14 protein-coding genes and 2 pseudogenes are annotated in these 17,041 nt (G+C 66.4%); 11 read left to right on the top strand and 5 right to left on the bottom strand.

The features are described from left to right. The 4 genes and pseudogenes from CH290_RS14030 to yczE form a co-directional block, all read left to right on the top strand. A pseudogene (locus CH290_RS14030) lies at positions 1–202 on the top strand (cytochrome ubiquinol oxidase subunit I); the annotation flags it as partial. Positions 203–332: 130 nt separating this feature from the next. Continuing rightward, positions 333–1,574: a phosphoserine phosphatase SerB gene (gene serB, locus CH290_RS14025; protein WP_051127719.1), complete on the top strand. Its 1,242-nt coding sequence runs from the start codon at positions 333–335 to the stop codon at positions 1,572–1,574. After that, positions 1,571–2,362: an aminoacyl-tRNA hydrolase gene (locus CH290_RS14020; protein WP_020110360.1), complete on the top strand. Its 792-nt coding sequence runs from the start codon at positions 1,571–1,573 to the stop codon at positions 2,360–2,362. The genes serB and CH290_RS14020 overlap by 4 nt, the downstream gene beginning before the upstream one ends. A 114-nt stretch (positions 2,363–2,476) precedes the next feature. Beyond that, a pseudogene (gene yczE / locus CH290_RS31140) lies at positions 2,477–3,022 on the top strand (membrane protein YczE); the annotation flags it as partial. A 59-nt stretch (positions 3,023–3,081) separates the two neighbouring features. Here the strand turns inward: yczE and glgX are convergent. Further along, positions 3,082–5,235, bottom strand: a complete 2,154-nt coding sequence (gene glgX, locus CH290_RS14010; protein WP_020110359.1) for a glycogen debranching protein GlgX — start codon at positions 5,233–5,235, stop codon at positions 3,082–3,084. Between the two features lie 31 nt (positions 5,236–5,266). Here glgX and CH290_RS14005 point away from each other — a divergent pair, with 31 nt between their 5' ends. Genes CH290_RS14005 through CH290_RS13985 form a run of 5 tightly spaced genes read left to right on the top strand, consistent with a single transcriptional unit; the run spans position 5,267 to position 10,083 of the window. After that, positions 5,267–6,109 (top strand): ABC transporter ATP-binding protein, encoded by an 843-nt coding sequence (locus CH290_RS14005; protein ID WP_020110358.1) that lies wholly within the window; start codon positions 5,267–5,269, stop codon positions 6,107–6,109. 34 nt (positions 6,110–6,143) lie between these two features. Beyond that, positions 6,144–6,944 (top strand): NUDIX hydrolase, encoded by an 801-nt coding sequence (locus CH290_RS14000; protein WP_020110357.1) that lies wholly within the window; start codon positions 6,144–6,146, stop codon positions 6,942–6,944. Positions 6,945–6,972: 28 nt separating this feature from the next. Next, positions 6,973–7,752 carry an enoyl-CoA hydratase/isomerase family protein gene (locus CH290_RS13995; RefSeq protein ID WP_019664344.1) on the top strand — a complete coding sequence of 260 codons (780 nt, stop codon included), beginning with the start codon at positions 6,973–6,975 and terminating at the stop codon, positions 7,750–7,752. Between the two features lie 57 nt (positions 7,753–7,809). Continuing rightward, entirely contained in the window at positions 7,810–8,847 is a 1,038-nt protein-coding gene (locus tag CH290_RS13990) for a class I SAM-dependent methyltransferase (protein WP_019664343.1), read from the top strand. A gap of 33 nt (positions 8,848–8,880) precedes the next feature. Further along, positions 8,881–10,083, top strand: a complete 1,203-nt coding sequence (locus tag CH290_RS13985; RefSeq protein WP_020110355.1) for a THUMP-like domain-containing protein — start codon at positions 8,881–8,883, stop codon at positions 10,081–10,083. Here the strand turns inward: CH290_RS13985 and CH290_RS13980 are convergent. Next, the gene (locus CH290_RS13980; RefSeq protein ID WP_230594063.1) at positions 10,050–11,360 is read right to left on the bottom strand and encodes an outer membrane protein assembly factor BamB family protein; all 1,311 of its coding nucleotides are present in this window, start codon (positions 11,358–11,360) and stop codon (positions 10,050–10,052) included. The two genes, CH290_RS13985 and CH290_RS13980, sit on opposite strands and share 34 nt — an antisense overlap. 269 nt (positions 11,361–11,629) lie before the next feature. Here CH290_RS13980 and CH290_RS13975 point away from each other — a divergent pair, with 269 nt between their 5' ends. Then, the gene (locus CH290_RS13975; RefSeq protein ID WP_019664340.1) at positions 11,630–12,406 is read left to right on the top strand and encodes an acyltransferase; all 777 of its coding nucleotides are present in this window, start codon (positions 11,630–11,632) and stop codon (positions 12,404–12,406) included. On the opposite strand, the gene CH290_RS13970 is transcribed toward CH290_RS13975, so the two are convergent. Genes CH290_RS13970 through CH290_RS13960 form a run of 3 tightly spaced genes read right to left on the bottom strand, consistent with a single transcriptional unit; the run spans position 12,389 to position 16,007 of the window. After that, on the bottom strand, positions 12,389–13,636 hold the full coding sequence (locus tag CH290_RS13970; protein WP_019664339.1) for a glycosyltransferase family 4 protein: 1,248 nt from the start codon (positions 13,634–13,636) through the stop codon (positions 12,389–12,391). The genes CH290_RS13975 and CH290_RS13970 overlap by 18 nt on opposite strands. After that, positions 13,633–15,183, bottom strand: a complete 1,551-nt coding sequence (locus CH290_RS13965) for a 1,4-alpha-glucan branching protein domain-containing protein (RefSeq protein WP_170947595.1) — start codon at positions 15,181–15,183, stop codon at positions 13,633–13,635. Before CH290_RS13965 ends, CH290_RS13970 begins: the two co-directional genes overlap by 4 nt. Before the next feature lie 32 nt (positions 15,184–15,215). Then, positions 15,216–16,007, bottom strand: coding sequence for a class I SAM-dependent methyltransferase (locus CH290_RS13960; protein WP_019664337.1), 792 nt, complete (start codon positions 16,005–16,007; stop codon positions 15,216–15,218). A 221-nt stretch (positions 16,008–16,228) separates the two neighbouring features. Here CH290_RS13960 and CH290_RS13955 point away from each other — a divergent pair, with 221 nt between their 5' ends. Beyond that, the gene (locus CH290_RS13955; protein WP_019664336.1) at positions 16,229–17,029 is read left to right on the top strand and encodes an electron transfer flavoprotein subunit beta/FixA family protein; all 801 of its coding nucleotides are present in this window, start codon (positions 16,229–16,231) and stop codon (positions 17,027–17,029) included. Positions 17,030–17,041 lie beyond the last annotated feature (12 nt).

Here is a 17,041-nt window from a genome sequence, read left to right as displayed (position 1 = left end):
CTTCACCGAACTGCCCCGGATCCGTTCCGAGCGTCCCGCGTTCGAACTGCACTACCCGCACATGGTCGAACGCCTCCGCGCCGAAGCCCACGTCGGACCAGGCAGCCATGGTGGACACACCACCGAAGTCCTCGAACAGGCACGTCGCGCACCTATCGCGACGAGCGACCACGAAGGATCCGGCGACCACGACCCCAAGTAAACATCCAGTCAGTCGGCAAGAGCCCCTCCCGGAACTCGGGCGGGGCTCTTCGCTTGCGACAATCTGATCAGTCAAGCAGCAAGAATGGCGACGCACCACCGAGGTCAGCGTCGTCGCGAAGGGAGAATCGGTGCCTGACAGAGGTTTCGCTACCGAGGACATCGCTGTACTCGTCACCGTCACCGGGCCCGACAAACCTGGCGTCACCTCGGTTCTGTTCGCGGCGCTCTCGCGTCACGAGGTGAGCCTCCTCGATGTGGAGCAGGTGGTCATCCGCGGCCGACTGACTCTCGGCGTCCTGCTGTCGTGCCCACGCGATCCCGAGGCACTGCAGGACGAGCTGGAGGAAGCCATGTCCACCGTCGGCGTCCACGTCGACGTCGAGATCGGTGCCGACCCGGTGGGCAGTCGGAGTCTCGCGACTCACGTCGTCGTCGTCCTCGGCCGTCCGGTCACCGCTCGGGCCTTCAGCAGCATCTCGCGCGAGCTCGCGAGACAGGGTGCCAACATCGACTCCATTCGCGGAGTCGCCGACTATCCGGTCACGGGTCTCGAACTCGACGTCACGGCCACCAACACGTCGCCGGACGCAGACCGTCAACTCAGAAAAGGTCTGTCCGAGGTCGCGGCGGGCGTCGGCGTCGACGTGGCCGTCGAACGCGCAGGCATCGCGCGCCGCTCCAAGCGACTCATCGTCTTCGACGTCGACTCGACGCTGGTTCAGGGCGAAGTGATCGAGATGCTGGCTGCCAAAGCCGGACGTGAGGCCGAGGTTCGCGCGGTCACCGAATCCGCCATGCGCGGCGAGATCGATTTCACCGAGTCGCTGCACCAACGCGTGCAGGCATTGGCCGGACTCGACGCATCCGTCATCGAAGACGTCGCCGACGAGCTCGAGCTGACGGCGGGTGCCCGCACGACCATTCGTACGCTGCGTCGTCTCGGGTACGCCTGCGGCGTCGTCTCCGGTGGTTTCCGTCAGGTCATCGAGGGACTCGCTCACGAGCTGGAACTGGATTTCGTCAAGGCGAACACACTCGAGATCGTCGACGGCAAACTGACCGGGCGTGTGGTCGGCGAGATCGTCGACCGAGCTGCCAAAGCGACAGCGTTGCGCGAGTTCGCGGCCCAGGCCGGTGTTCCGATGGAACAGACGGTGGCCGTCGGAGACGGAGCGAACGACATCGACATGCTGACCGCCGCGGGTCTCGGAGTGGCGTTCAACGCCAAGCCTGCGTTGCGCGAGATCGCGGACACCGCGATCTCGCACCCGTACCTCGACGCGGTCCTGTTCATGTTGGGCGTGACACGTAGTGAGATCGAAGCTGCGGACGCCGTCGACGGCGGCGTCAGGCGAGTCCCGATCCTGTGAGCGACATCCCGGAAACCCCGGTGCCCGGCGCCGGGCCGATGGAGGCGACCGCCGAGAGTTCGCTCAGCACGTTCGCCGAGCGGCATGCGGTGCTGGCCCGGGGCTACGGCGGTCGTGCCGATCCGGAGGATCCCGCGGACGTGCTGGCGATGGCCGTCGTTCTGCACATCCCCAAGGCGGATCCGCCGCCGCGCAGCAGTCTGCTGGAAGCCGCCGCGGCCGCGGCCGTCGCGGTGTGTCTGGACGAACGTGTCGGATCCGGCGGCGAGTGGGAGGACCGCTTCCTCGCGTGGACCGGGTCGAGAATCCGCAAGGTCGCCAGGCGCGCGCGGGGCGCGCACTGGACCGCTGCGCAGGACGTTCCCGGACTGACCGTCGACGTCGGCGGCGCGCACGCCCGCGCTTTCGTTCCCGGCAGGGTGGGTGACCTGGATCCTCGCGTGAAGCGTCTGCAGATCGGCGGCACCGATGTCGCGCACGACGACGCGGGTGCACCGACACCGGGAGTACCGGTGCTGTGGATAGATCCGGCCCTCGAGATGACGGTGGGGAAAGCCGCCGCTCAGGTCGGACACGCGTCGATGTTGCTCGCGGGCGCGATGACTCCGGAGCAGTGCCAGGACTGGGCGCACACCGGGTTCGCCTGTTCCGTGCGTGACGCCGACGAGCAGCAGTGGCGCCGAGCGCGTGCCCTGGTCGAGGCAGGTCAGGCCGTGGCCGTGCGGGATGCGGGGTTCACCGAGGTGGCGCCCGGCTCGATGACGGTAGTCGCGGCAATCCGACCGTAGTCTCCACGGACCCGACGATCACGCCGCCGTACAGCGTCCACGTCCGGTCGGAGGGGTCCACTGCCTGAAAACTGGATGTTTCGGCAAGCGCCAGATCAGAACGACACTGGGTGAATGAGAAGGACGAAGCTCGACACACCGGTGCCGCCGCGCGCACGCAGAGAACTGACGATCCGACTGGTTGCCCTCTACGTCGGACTGTGGCTCTACGGAGCGTCCATGGCGTTGATGGTGACGGCCGGTCTCGGCCTCGATCCGTGGGATGTGTTCCATCAAGGAGTCAGCCGGCACGTGCCGTTGAGCTTCGGCGCGATCACCGCACTGACCGGCGCCGTCGTTCTGCTCCTGTGGATTCCGTTGCGCCAGAAGCCCGGACTGGGGACCGTCAGCAACGTCGTGGTCATTGCGATCGCGGTGGACGCCACGCTGCACTGGCTCCCGGAGGTAGGGAACATGGCCGTCCGCATCGCGCTGTTGGTGACCGGAATCGTCGTGAACGCCTTCGCGACTGCGCTGTACATCGGTGCGGGCATGGGGCCGGGTCCGCGCGACGGGTTGATGACAGGACTCGTCGCGCGAACCGGACTGTCCGTGCGACTGATTCGCACGTGCATCGAGTTGGCGGTGGTGGCAACGGGGTGGCTCCTGGGCGGCACTGTCGGGGTCGGGACCCTGCTGTACGCGTTCGGAATCGGACCCCTCGTTCAACTGTTCATGACTTACCTGCCGTCGCTGCGGAACACGAGCACACCCGGTCCGGTCAGCGAGATCGCCGATCCGGCTTCGACGGACGCCGCGTCGGTCGGAATGCCGCGTGGTTCGGCCGAATCGAACACCGGCGCGAATCGTCGGGCAGCCCACGACGGGCAGGCCAGTGAGATCTCCGTCGGACCACCGGAGTGCACGATCAGCAGTGAGCTGTCGTCGTCGACGCGCACGCCGTCCGGTTCGTAGGACCGGACGTCGCCGCCGTCGACCCACGCCTGGATGGTGCGGACGGAGTCGTCGTTCCACTGTTCGGTCGTCAACTCGCTGCCGTGTCCGTCGAACCAGACCAGGTCCGGTCGGCCCGACGGGGTGTCCCGTCCGAAGAAGAATTCCTGCTGCCGGAGCGACGGTGCGCTTCGTCTGATCCGAAGCACGCGTGAGACGAACGCGACGAGATCGGAATCGACGTTCGACCAGTCGATCGCCCACGCGTCCTCGGCTGGTGCGTCCTCGGCGATGCAGTACGCGTTGTTGTTGCCGAACTGCGTGTGTCCCAGTTCGTCTCCGGCGAGCAGCATCGGCGTTCCGGTGGACAGTGCAAGGGTGGCGAGCAGTGCGCGTACGTGGCGGGCTCGTGCACCGGTGACGGCCGGGTCGTCCGTCGGTCCTTCGACGCCGTGGTCGACCGAGATGTTGTTGTCGGTCCCGTCGCGGTTCTCCTCGCCGTTGGCCTCGTTGTGCTTGCGCGAGTACGACACGAGGTCCCGGGCGGTGAAGCCGTCGTGGGCGGTGACGAAATTGATCGATGCCCAGGGCTTTCGGCTGCCACCGCCGTAGATGTCCTCGGATCCGGCGAGCCGTGACGCGAGCTCGCGCACACCGATCTGTTCCGCCCAGAATCGGCGGATCGTGTCGCGATAGCGGTCGTTCCATTCGGACCACATCGGGCCGAATCCACCCACTTGATAGCCGGCTCCCGTTGCATCCCACGGCTCGGCGATGAGCTTGACTCGTGAGAGAACCGGATCGGTCGTGATGGCTGTGAGGAGGGGTGCGCGGGAATCGAATCGCCACCCTCCCGGCCGGCCCAGCGTGCTGGCGAGATCGAATCGGAAGCCGTCGACTCCCATGACCTCGGTCCAGTACCGCAGGCTGTCACAGACCATGCGCACCACGGCGGGCGACGCGGAGTCGAGTGTGTTGCCGCACCCGGTGATGTCGACGTCGTAACCGCGACCGTCCAGCAGGTAGTAACCCGGCGCGTCGAGTCCGCGCCAGCTGATCGACGGCCCGGACACCGACGACTCGCACGTGTGGTTGTAGACGACGTCGAGCACGACTTCGATTCCGGCGCTGTGCAGTACGTCGACCATCGTCTTGAACTCGGTCACCTCGGCGCCGGGTTCGGACGCGAAACGTGGATCGGGCGCGAAGAACGCACCCGTCGAATATCCCCAGTGGTTACGCATTCCCCGTGCCCGCACGTCGGGTTCGGTCGACATCGCCTGCACCGGAAGAAGTTCCACCGTCGTCACGCCGAGTGTGGTCAGGTGTCGGAGTACCGCGGGTGCCGTGAGGCCCAGGTACGTCCCTCGGTGCTGCGCGGGTACGTCCGGATGTCTGGCGGTGTAGGCGCCGACGTGGAGCTCGTACAGCACGGTTCGATCCCAGGGAACGGACGGCCGGACGACCTCGCGCAGGACGGCCGGGTCGGTGACGACCGACAACGGCATGTGCCCGAGCGAATCGACTGTGCTCGGTTGCCCGAACGGCTCGTCGTCGTAGGGGAGAAGGGCGTGCGCGTCGCCCAGCTGCCCGGCGATCTGCCGGCCCGCGGGGTCGAGAAGAATCTTCCGGCCGTTGAAGCGTCGCCCGCCCGCCGGGTCCCACGGACCGTGCGCTCGGAACCCGTATCTGGTGCCGGGGGTCACGCCGGGGACGAAACCGTGCCGAATCCCGAAGGTCTTCTCCCGAAGTTCGACGCGCCGTTCGGAGCCGTCGGGATCGACAAGGCATACCTCGACGCCGTCGGCCTCGGGCGAGTGGACCGCGAATTGCGTACCACTTGCCGACGCAGTAGCTCCCAACGGAAACGGAGAGCCCGGAGGAGAGGACTCCTCGCGGGAGGCGGGACGATCGTCGGTGTGATCAATGAAGGGCGACACGCTTCGAGATCCTGCCGTGTGTGGGGGATGGATGTGCGACAAGATAGATCACGTGTCTGAACCGGATCCCGATTTGCTCATCGATTTCAACGACGTACTCATCAGGCGAGGTGGGGTGACGCTGGTCGGCCCGGTCACCTGGCAGGTGGAACTCGACGAACGATGGGTGGTGCTCGGACCCAACGGGGCGGGCAAGACCTCCCTGATGCGGATCGCAGCCGCCGAGGTGCATCCGACGTCGGGCACCGCACACGTCCTCGGTGAAGTGATGGGGAAGGCCAACGTCGCTGATCTCAAGACGCGCATCGGACTGTCGTCGTCGGCTCTCGCTCATCGCATCCCTGCCGACGAGACGGTGAGCGATCTGGTCGTGTCCGCCGGATACAGCGTGCTGGGACGGTGGCGTGAACGGTACGACGACATGGACACCGAGCGCGCGGTGGACATGCTGGAGAGTCTCGGAGCCGAACATCTGTCGCAGCGGACGTACGGAACGTTGTCCGAAGGCGAACGCAAGCGCGTGTTGATCGCCCGTGCGTTGATGACCGACCCCGAACTCCTTCTGCTCGACGAGCCCGCCGCGGGTCTCGACCTGGGCGGCCGCGAGGAACTCGTCGCGCGACTGGCGGATCTCGCCGCCGATCCCGACGCACCGGCCACCGTCCTGATCACCCACCACGTCGAGGAGATTCCCCCGGGCTTCAGTCACGCACTGCTGCTGAAGGAAGGTGGTGTGGTGGCGCAGGGGCTCGTCGACGACGTGATCACCGCCGAGAACCTGACGGAGGCATTCAGCCAGTCGATCACTCTCGATCGGGTCGACGGGCGTTTCTTCGCTCGGCGGACACGAGCTGCCGGGCAGCACCGCCGGTGACACGTCCGACAATCGGACGTTGTAGTTTCCGAGGATGACTCCGACCGAAGTTGTGCCCGCCCGGGACGCGTCGACCGTGATCCTCGTCCGCGATGCCACGGCCGGAATCGAGGTGTTCCTCCTCGAGCGCGTGTCCGGCATGGCGTTCGCCGGCGGCATGACCGTGTTTCCCGGCGGCGGCGTCGACGCGTCCGACGGTGACGCCGACCTGGCCTGGGCAGGGCCCGACGCCTCGTGGTGGGCAAGCAGGCTGGGCGTCGACGAACGCAGAGCTGCGTCACTCGTCTGCGCGGCGGCCCGCGAGACGTTCGAGGAATGCGGAGTGCTGCTCGCCGGTCCGACACCCGACTCGGTTGTGCGTGACACCTCCGTCTACGCCGACGACCGGGCGGCACTCGAACGGCACGAACTCACCTTCGCAGCCTTCCTCGAGCGCCACGGTCTGGTCCTGCGGACCGACCTGCTGCGACCGTGGTCCAACTGGATCACGCCGAACGGCGAGGCGCGCCGCTACGACACCCACTTCTTCGTCGCGGTCACGCCCGAAGGGCAGATCGCCGACGGTGACACGCGCGAGGCCGCGTCGGTCGGGTGGCGGTCACTCGAATCCGCACTGGACGACTGGCGCGGCGGACGGACGATTCTGCTTCCCCCCACGTGGAGTCAACTGGCCGGGTTGTCGGCCTTCGACTCGGTGTCCGACGTCCTTGCCGCGGAACCGGTCATCACTCCCATCCAGCCGAACCTCTACCACGTCGACGGGGAACTGCGGGTCGACTTTCCCGACCACGAGGCCTACTACGCGGGCAGTGCGCACCCGTGGTCGGGGAGATGACACCGGGCACCCGGTAGCGTGTGCGGACATGGCTGAGTTCGTGAATCTCGAGGTATCCGACGGTATCGGCACCATCCGCTTGGATCGACCACCGATGAACGCGTTGAACCGTCAGGTGCAAGAGGAGATCAGGGCCGCCGCGCGTGCCGCGACGATCGATTCGTCGGTCAAGGCTGTCATCGTCTACGGCGGCGAGAAGGTCTTCGCCGCCGGTGCGGACATCAAGGAAATGGTGGAGTTGTCGCCCGCGCAGATGACCGACATCATCGGGGATCTGCAGTCCGCACTCGGGTCGGTGTCCGAGATCCCCAAACCCGTCGTCGCGGCGATCACGGGTTACGCACTCGGAGGTGGCCTCGAGGTCGCGTTGAGCGCCGACCGGCGAATTGCGGGCGACAATGCGAAACTCGGTGTGCCGGAAGTGCTTCTCGGCGTCATCCCCGGCGGCGGCGGTACCCAGCGGTTGGCACGGCTCGTGGGTCCGAGCAAGGCCAAGGATCTGGTCTTCACCGGTCGATTCGTCGGAGCCGAGGAAGCGCTCCGCATCGGACTGGTCGACGAGGTCGTCGCCCCGGACGAGGTGTACAACGCCGCGAGAAAATGGGCGTCGCAGTTCACCAAGGGTGCTTCGCGGGCGCTGGCTGCGGCCAAGGCGTCGATCGACCAGGGCCTCGACACGGATCTGCACACGGGCCTGAAGATCGAAGCTCAGCAGTTCGCCGCTCTGTTCGCGACGAAGGATCGGACCATCGGCATGGAGTCGTTCATCGCCAACGGACCGGGCAAGGCCGACTTCACCGGCGAGTGACCGCCTGACCACGAAACTGGAACTTGTTCATTTCCTACCGGATAGTAGGCTGCCCTCATGACTGCAAGCCCTCACGACGGTTCGTCCGACACCAAGGCGGCCGGCGCTGATTCCAGCCTCCACGTCGTACCGGACCCCGCGCCCAACCCGCACGCCACGGCGGAGCAGGTGGAGGCCGCGCGGAGCGACACCAAGCTCGCCCAGGTCCTCTACCACGACTGGGAGGCCGAGACGTACGACGACAAGTGGTCCATCTCGTACGACGAGCGCTGCATCGACTACGCCCGCGGACGGTTCGATCAAGCGGTCGGCTCCGCTCCCGACGCGCAGGACGCGCTGCCGTACGGTCGCGCACTCGAACTGGGGTGTGGGACCGGGTTCTTCCTGCTGAACCTCATGCAGGCGGGTATCGCGAAGAAGGGTTCGGTCACGGACCTGTCGCCGGGCATGGTCAAGGTGGCACTGCGCAACGCCGAGCACCTGAACCTCGACGTCGACGGCCGTGTCGCGGACGCGGAGACCATCCCGTACGAGGACAACACGTTCGATCTCGTCGTCGGACACGCCGTGCTGCACCATATTCCGGACGTGGAGCAGTCGCTCCGCGAGGTACTCCGCGTGCTCAAGCCCGGGGGCCGCTTCGTGTTCGCCGGCGAGCCGACGACGGTCGGAAACTTCTACGCTCGGTGGTTGGGCCGCGCTACGTGGGAAACCACCACGCGAATCACGAAACTGCCGTTCCTGGAGAGCTGGCGCAAGCCGCAGGAGGAACTCGACGAGTCCTCGCGGGCCGCGGCTCTCGAAGCCGTCGTCGACCTGCACACGTTCGATCCGAGCGATCTCGAGAACATCGCGGCGAGCGCGGGTGCCGTCGACGTCGAGGCGCGAACGGAAGAGTTCGCCGCAGCGCTGCTCGGCTGGCCGGTCCGAACGTTCGAAGCAGCAGTTCCCGCCGAGAAGCTGGGATGGAACTGGGCCAAGTTCGCGTTCGGCGGCTGGAAGACACTCAGCTGGGTCGACGAGAACGTGCTCAAGCACGTCGTGCCGCGTGGATTCTTCTACAACGTGATGATCACCGGTGTGAAGCCGTCCTGACCGTTCGCACTCGCTGAACGTATCGGCACTGTCATGAGCTACACCTTCACCGACGCCGACATCGACTACCTCACCGGTGATGTCGGCGTCGGTGCGCTCGACTGGATGTCCGGCCGGGCGCTGACCAGGCAATCCATGCTCGCGGACGTCACCGCGGCACGCAGCAGGTTCGGCGAGAACGCCGCCGTGCTCGTCGAGACCACCACCGTGCGGCGCAAGGCGTCGGGCAAGCTCGACGGTGCCGAGTCATGGCTGCTGACCGACGACGCCGTGCAGCAGGCGACGCCGACGATCGTGGCGCGGCGCCGTGCCGAGCGGCTCGCGGGCCGCGACGTGCACGACGTCACCTGCTCGATCGGCACCGAACTGGACTCGTTGGTCCGTACCGCACGGACCGTGCTGGGAAGCGACCTCGACCCGGTGCGGTTGCGCATGGCACGCCACAACGTTCCGGCGGCGTCGGTCGTTCGCGCCGACGCACTCGTCCCCGTGTCCCGCGGCACCGTCGTGCTCGCCGACCCCGGGCGACGTTCCGGAGGCAGACGCACCCATGACCCTGCGGCTCTGCAGCCGCCGCTACCGGACCTGATCGAGACGTACTCCGGCCGCGATCTCGTCGTCAAGTGCGCTCCCGGTTTGGATTTCGACTCACTCGGGTGGGCCGGTGAAGTCGAACTGGTGTCGCTCGACGGCGGGGTCAAGGAAGCGTGCCTGTGGTCCGACGGCCTGTCCACGACGTCGATCACACGGCGCGCGTCGGTACTGAGTTCCGACGGATCCGCCTACGAGATCACCGATTCCGAGCCCGACGACATCGACTCCGCCGAACCCGGGGAGTGGTTGATCGACCCCGACGGAGCCATCGTCCGCGCAGGTCTCGTTCGTCACTACGGGGCTCGGCACGGGTTGTGGCAACTCGATCCGCGCATCGCATACCTGACCGGCAACGCGGTGCCCGAGGGCGTGAACGGATTCCGCATCCTCGACCGGATCAAGTACTCGGAGAAATCGTTGCGGCAGGCCCTTGCCGCGCACGGATGCGGATCGGTGGAGATCCTGGTGCGTGGCGTGGACGTCGACCCCGCAGTGCTACGGCCCCGCCTGAAGCTGAAGGGGGACACAGCACTGTCGGTGATCATCACGCGGATCGGCCGGTCCGGTGTGGCGTTCGTCTGCCAGGCTCGTCGCCCGGGCAGGACCGATCAGGACGTGAAGGTGAAGATCTCGCCGAGGTAGGTCGACGTGACCACCTGGCCGTCCGGCCCGATCGACGTACCGACCGTGGAGCCGGAGGCGCCGTCGAGCACCTGCTCGGACACCGTCTCCCCGCTCGCCGAGTCCAGCGCAACGAGCACTACGTCGTCACCCCGGCCGACGACCGTGACGATGCGGCCGTCGGCGGTGCTCACCGGAGTACCCAACTGCTGCAGATCATCTCGCGACCACGAGACACTCGCGCTGGTGCCGTCGTCGCGGATGGAGCGCACCGACCCCTCGCCGCCCGACGGGACGATCGAACCGTCGCCCGCGACCGATGGTGTGTTGCTCGCACCGAATCCGGCTCCGAACGTCCACCGCTGCGCACCGTTCGAGGCGTCGAACGCGGACACCCGGCCGTCGACGTCGGCGAGATAGATCGTCGAGCCGTCCTCCGACAGAACAGGACTCGACGACACTCCGGCCGGGAGCAGTTCCGACGACCAACGCTCCGTGATCGACGGTGTCGCCTCCGCGTCGTAGTGCAGCGAGATCAACTGCGGTGCAACGGCACCCGAACGCCACAAAACGAGATAGATGTTCGACGCATCCAGGTCCACGGCAGGCGTGGCCGCCACCGCGCACTCGGCGGAACCCGACGCGCACGCATCGAGACCGGTTGCAGGCGGAAGAAAATCGGCGCCGGGCTCGGCCAGGAAGTCGGGAGGGTCGATCAGATCGTGGATCGGCACGACGGACTTGCCGGTCTGGGTGTCCAGGACATTGATCTGACCGAACTGCGTCACAGCCAGAACGCTACCGTCACCGAGGAACTGCGCAGAACGTGGAACGCCGTTGGTGGGAGTGCGCCAACGCAATTGACCGTGCTCGTTGAACGACGAGAACCCACCGTCGTCGCCGACGTACACATTGGCCACGGAATCGACCAGAGGTGTCTCGGTGCCCACGGACGGCCCCACACGGTTGCACCAACGCTTACGGCCCGACTCGATCTCGAACGAGAAGAGATTGCACCCGGCCTCACCGAACGTCGAGACGAACATCTGACCGCTCGCCGCGATCGACACCGGCGACGACGTCGTCGCCCCCAGCGGCCGCGACCACGCGAATCGAACGTCCGACAGTCCGACATGCTCGGTGGAGCTGCTGTTCCGGGAGTCACCGTGCACGACAGGCCACCCGTCGGGCGCGAAGGCGTCGATTGCCTCGCCGCCCCCGCCGCACGCCGCGGCGGTCAGGGCTGCAACGGTCGCCAGCGACACCACGCGAGCCACACCAGCTCTACCGCCAAGCACCTTGTTACTTCTCCTCGACCGTGTCCGACGCACATGATTCAAGGACAGAGACTATCCCGGCCACCGTCGCGATGGCCAAAGCGGTCCACACCGATCGTCCCGCAGGCTCCACTCGTGCCCTATCGGGTCGTTCCGCAAGCTCCACTCCTGCCGTCCCCGGGTCGTTCCGCAAGCTCCACTCCTGCCCTCCCGGGTCATTCCGCAGGCTCCACTCCTGCCGTCCCCGGGTCGTTCCGAGTCACCCTGCAGTGCCGCTAGGGTGGACGGCTATGACGAGCATGTGGAACGCGCCGCTGCGTTCACGCTGGCGGGGATCCCGACGACGCGACGAGGATCAGGCCAGGTTCCTCACCCGCGACTCGCTCCGCTGGGTGCTGAAGAACAAGGCCTACACACCGTGGTACCTCGTTCGGTACTACCGGCTCGCTCGGTTCAAGGCTGCCAATCCTCATGTCGTGCTTCGGGGAATGGTGTTCCTGGGCAAGAACGTCGAGATCCATTCGACTCCCGAGTTGTCCCGGCTGGAGATCGGGCGATGGGTACACATCGGCGACGGCAATGCCATTCGCTGCCACGAAGGATCGCTGCGGATCGGCGACAAAGTGGTCTTCGGCAAGGACAACGTCGTCAACACCTACCTCGACATCGAGATCGGTGCGTCGACGCTCGTTGCGGACTGGTGCTACATCTGCGATTTCGACCATCGGATGGACGACGTCACCACACCGATCAAGGACCAGGGGATCGTCAAGGGACCGGTCCGGATCGGTCCCGACACCTGGATCGCCGCCAAGGTGACGGTTCTACGCGAGACCAGCGTCGGCCGCGGATGTGTGCTCGGTGCACACGCCGTCGTCAAAGGTGTCGTACCGGATTACAGCATCGCCGTCGGCGCACCGGCCAAGGTGGTCCGCAACCGCAAGGCCGACTGGGAAGCCGGTGCTGCCGAGCGCGCGAAATACATCGCTGCGCTCGAGGACATCGAACGCAAGAAAGCACTCAGGGCGGCGGAAGCTGCGCGCGGCGACTCAACTGCGCTCGGGTAGAGCGCGTTCGACGATTGTGGGCCGCGCGAGCGGATACCGCACCTTCCGTTTCGCGGCCAGATAGACCTGGGCGGTGGCTTCCGCGACGTGCTTCCAGTCGAAGTCGACGGTCAACCGCTCGCGGGCAGCGTGCGCACGCTCCTGAGCTGCATCGACGTTGTCGAGAACGCGCCGAACCCCAGCGGCGAGGCCTGCGACGTCGGACGGCTCGAAGGACAGACCGGTCACGCCGTCGACGATCGCTTCACCCAGCCCACCGGCAGTCGACGCCACCAGCGGGGTTCCCGCTGCGGCGGCTTCGAGAGCGATGATGCCGAAGGGCTCGTAGCGGCTGGGTAGGACGATCGCGTCGGCTCCGTGGAGCCAGGACAGCAGTTCCGTGTGGTCGAGCGATCCGAGGAACGAGACTGCGCGGGTCACCCGATGCGTCCGGGCGAGCTCCGCCAGCCACGCGAACTGCGTTCCCTCGCCTGCGATGTGCAGCGTGGTGCCGGGATGGCTCCGACGGATGCGCGGCATGGCGGCGATGACGTCCTGTATGCCCTTCTCGTACTCGAGACGGCCGACGTACAGCAGTGTGGCGGGTTCCTGGCGAGGCTGGCGAGGACGGAAGTTCCACGTGCGGATGTCGATGCCGTTCCTGATGACCGACACCGCCGAGTCGCGAATCCCGAACAGTCGAGTGACCTCGTCCTTCATCGACGCCGAACAGGTGATGACCGCGTCGGAATCGTTGGCCAGCCACCATTCGATGGAATGCACCTGACGATTGATCGTGCCGGAGATCCAGCCACTGTGCCTGCCCGCCTCGGTGGCGTGGATCGTCGAGACGAGGGGGACGTCGAAGTGTTCGGCGAGCGCGATGGAAGGGTGCGCCACCAGCCAGTCGTGCGCGTGGACCACGTCGGGTTGCCAGCCGTCGCCAAGGCCCGGTTTGCCGAGTGCGATTCCGGCGCGAACCATCGCGTGTCCCATGGCAAGGGTCCACGCCAGCATGTCCTCGCCGAAGACGAAGTGTGCGGGATCCTCGGCCACCGCGACCACCAGGACGCCGTCGTCGATGCGATGGTGCGTGGGATGGGTCGACGCATCGGTGCCCGTCGGGCGGCGCGCCAGAACGACGACTTCGTGCCCAGCGGAGACGAGTTCGGTAGCCAGATGATGGACGTGTCGGCCCAGCCCTCCGACGACGACCGGCGGGTACTCCCACGAGACCATCAGAATCTTCACTTCAGTGCTCCCCTCCGAGCTCCCGATCCGTGCTGCAGGTTCTTCGGGTCGTACTTTCCTGCCACTCGACGAGCGTCGAGAGCCGGGAACAGCCCATCTGCCTGGTTCCACCCGCGTGCGAGCCGCTCCGCGTCGTCGTGACGACCACCGCGGACCGCGTCCGCGATCTCCCGGAGAGCGTGGGCGTGAACATGCGCGCGCTGACGCGCATATCCGGCCGCCGTGTCCTTGCTGACCATGAACGCCCAGTCACTGGCAACCGTGTTGAGTGTCTCACGCAGAATCTGGTCGTTCACCCTGTTGCGCAATTCGGGCATGCCCGATCGCTGCCCGTCCATCGTGCGCTGACCGTCGAGTGCGCTCAGTGCTGCCTCGACCACCTCGGCGTTCAGTGCAACCAGATCGCGTACGGCGTCTCCGTTCCACACGCGCCAGTCCTTGCCCGACCCCCACGAGGACTCGGTCAACTGGACCGGTGCGCCGACGAATCCCTTGGTGCGAGCGTCGTCCAGGGTTCCGACGTCGATCCCGGCTTCCGGCAGGGCTCGCAGGACGCGTTCGAGCCACACCGGGCCCTCGAACCACCAGTGGCCGTACAGTTCCGTGTCGAACGCCGCCACGACGAGTGCGGGTCGACCGATGCGATCGGACTCGGAGCGGAGCCTGCGCCTGACCGTGTCGACGAAATCCGCGACGTGGATGTCGATCGCGGCGGACGCGGCGGCTGGATCGTAGGGCTCTTTGTCGGCCGAGTCGACGGTTCGCCCGGTGACACGGGCGTGCTTGAGCCCGGTCGCATGGTCGTAGGTGTGGAAGTCGCGGTACGAGGCGTGCCCGGGGTAACCGGATTTCGGCGACCACACGCGATAGCTGACCTCGAGATCGCGCCCGAACGCGACGACGTCGGATTCTCGCACCGGTCGCCCGAGCGTCGTGTCGCCTCGCAGGGATGGGCCGTCGACCATGAAATGGGTGACCCCTGCGTCTGCGTATCCGACTTCCATCCCCGGTGCGTACGCACACTCTGGTGCCCAGATGCCGGTGGGCCGTGTGCCCCACCGCCTCGCCGCGTCGGAAAGCCCCTCGGACAGCGAGAATTCGCGCAGTCTCGGATCGAGCAGCGGTTGGAAGGGGTGGGCGAGGGGACCGCCGAGCAGTTCGACCGTTCCTGCGTCGACGAGTGTGCGAACGACCGGTGATCCGCCGTGCCGCCATTTCGTTTCGAATGTGTCGAGTGCCCGTGCAGCGCTTCTGTGTTCGCGGATCGACATCGCGCGATCGGTTGCCTCGTGTGCGCGCAGCTGCCAGTTTCCGAGCCAATGATGCATCCCCGCAAGGCAATGCGGGTCGTCGAGTTGAGCGGCGAGCACCGGCGTGATTCCGAGCGAGAGCAGGTTGGTACGTCCCTCGTCGGCGAGCGTCGAGAGCATGTCCGTCAGCGGCAGATAGGAGTCCGCCCACGATTGGTACAACCACTCCTCGCCGACCGGCCATCGGCCGTGATTGGCGAGCCAGGGCAGGTGCGAGTGCAGAACCAGAGCGAACATGCCCGGTTCGGTCACCTTCGGTGAAGGTGTGCTCACCCGCTCACCGCAGCTCCGCCGTGAGGCTTGATCGCGACGGCGACCAGGTCGAGGCTCCCGTCCATGTCCGTCGGGTGGATGTCGAAATCTGCCGTGGTGATCGATGCGACATCGGCCGAGAGGGCTGCCGGCCAGGGCTCCCCGGCGAGTGCGCGCTCGATCTGAGCGTCGATGAACGACCCTCCGTGTTTGGAGTCGAGATCGCGCAGCGTGGACCCGTGATGAACACCGGTCATCACGTCGACGGTGAAACCGGCCTGTTCCAGCAGCTCCGACAACTCGTCGGCGTTCAGCTCGCGCGTGTGGAACGGATTCAACGGAGTGTCTCGCCCCGGGGAGAACGTGATGCGATTCGGTGTACTGACGAGCAACTCTCCACCCGGGCGGAGGACCCGGAAGCACTCGTCGAGGAACTGCCCCTGATCCCACAGATGCTCGATCACCTGGAAGTTGACGACCACGTCCACCGAGTCGTCGCGAAGGGGCAGCTGCGCCAGATTGCCGCGGAGCATGCGGACTCCGCGATACCGATCGTGCACGTGAGCGGCGGCGCCTGCGTCGTAGTCCACGCCGGTGACCGACTCGGCAACGGCGTCGATCATGTTGGCGCCGTACCCTTCTCCCGATCCCGCCTCGAGGACGACGCGGTGCCGGCACCGCCCCAGCAGGTGCTCGTACACGACCTCGTGTCGGCGGAACCAGTAGTTCTCCTCCGCGATGCCAGGAACCGTGCGCTCGCCGGTGAGGGGGAGCGGTGCGTCCGCGTTGGCTGTCGATGATTCGCTCACCGACGAGAGGGTAGTGCCTAGGTCCGGAGAAGAACCATCGGCAGTGGCGTCCGATCAGGAGGGGGCGGATGTATTGTCGGATCGGAAATGCGGTAAGTTACCCACCAGTAACTAAACATGGGGTAATCTACGGCAGGGCCTAGAACAGCAAGAACCCATAAGGCACGACCCGATTCACCCTACGAATCAGCGGAACATGACCAGGAGGTCGACGCAGACCCATGACGAACATCGTTGTTTTGATCAAGCAGGTTCCCGACACGTGGTCCGAGCGCAAACTCACCGACGGTGACTACACGCTCGACCGCGAGGCAGCCGACGCCGTTCTCGACGAGATCAACGAGCGCGCCGTCGAAGAAGCCCTGCTCATCAAGGAATCACAGGGCGGCGAGGTGAAGGTGCTGTCCGCAGGCCCCGACCGCGCCACCGATGCCATCCGCAAGGCTCTGTCCATGGGTGCCGACAGCGCCGTGCACCTCAACGACCCCTCGCTCCACGGGTCCGACGCCATCCAGACTGCGTACGCGCTGGCAGCTGCGCTCGGAAACGTCGCGTTCGAGAACGACGAGCCCGCCGATCTGATCATCGCGGGTAACGAGGCCACCGACGGCCGTACGGGCGCTGTACCGGCGATCATCGCCGAGTACCTCCAGATTCCCGCTCTCACCCAGCTCCGCAAGCTGACCGTCGCCGACGGCACCGTGTCGGGCGAGCGCGAGACGGACGAGGGCATCTTCGGCCTCGAGGCTGCACTGCCGGCCATCGTCAGCGTCACCGAGAAGATCAACGAGCCGCGCTTCCCGTCCTTCAAGGGCATCATGGCCGCGAAGAAGAAGACGGTGCAGACCATCACGCTCGCCGAGATCGGCGTCGAAGACGGCATCGTCGGCGTGGAGAACGCAGGAACGACCGTCACGTCGTCCACCCCCAAGCCTCCCAAGACTGCAGGCGAGCGGGTCACCGACGAGGGCGACGGCGGCGACAAGATCGCCACCTACCTCGTAGGCCAGAAGATCATCTGATCCCGCCGACGT

Source organism: Rhodococcus sp. 06-156-4, from assembly GCF_002259345.1.
Lineage (GTDB): Bacteria > Actinomycetota > Actinomycetes > Mycobacteriales > Mycobacteriaceae > Rhodococcoides > Rhodococcoides fascians_E.
Note: the sequence above shows the minus strand (reverse complement) of the source record. Positions and strands in the feature narration are given on the sequence as shown.

What these genes read in the sequence shown, in the direction of transcription:
- CH290_RS14005 (WP_020110358.1), top strand. Translation starts at nt 5,267, where the DNA reads ATGTGCGACAAGATAGATCACGTGTCTGAACCGGATCCCGATTTGCTC.
- CH290_RS14000 (WP_020110357.1), top strand. Translation starts at nt 6,144, where the DNA reads ATGACTCCGACCGAAGTTGTGCCCGCCCGGGACGCGTCGACCGTGATC.
- CH290_RS13995 (WP_019664344.1), top strand. Translation starts at nt 6,973, where the DNA reads ATGGCTGAGTTCGTGAATCTCGAGGTATCCGACGGTATCGGCACCATC.
- CH290_RS13990 (WP_019664343.1), top strand. Translation starts at nt 7,810, where the DNA reads ATGACTGCAAGCCCTCACGACGGTTCGTCCGACACCAAGGCGGCCGGC.
- CH290_RS13985 (WP_020110355.1), top strand. Translation starts at nt 8,881, where the DNA reads ATGAGCTACACCTTCACCGACGCCGACATCGACTACCTCACCGGTGAT.
- CH290_RS13975 (WP_019664340.1), top strand. Translation starts at nt 11,630, where the DNA reads ATGACGAGCATGTGGAACGCGCCGCTGCGTTCACGCTGGCGGGGATCC.
- CH290_RS13965 (WP_170947595.1), bottom strand. Translation starts at nt 15,183, where the DNA reads ATGTTCGCTCTGGTTCTGCACTCGCACCTGCCCTGGCTCGCCAATCAC.
- CH290_RS13955 (WP_019664336.1), top strand. Translation starts at nt 16,229, where the DNA reads ATGACGAACATCGTTGTTTTGATCAAGCAGGTTCCCGACACGTGGTCC.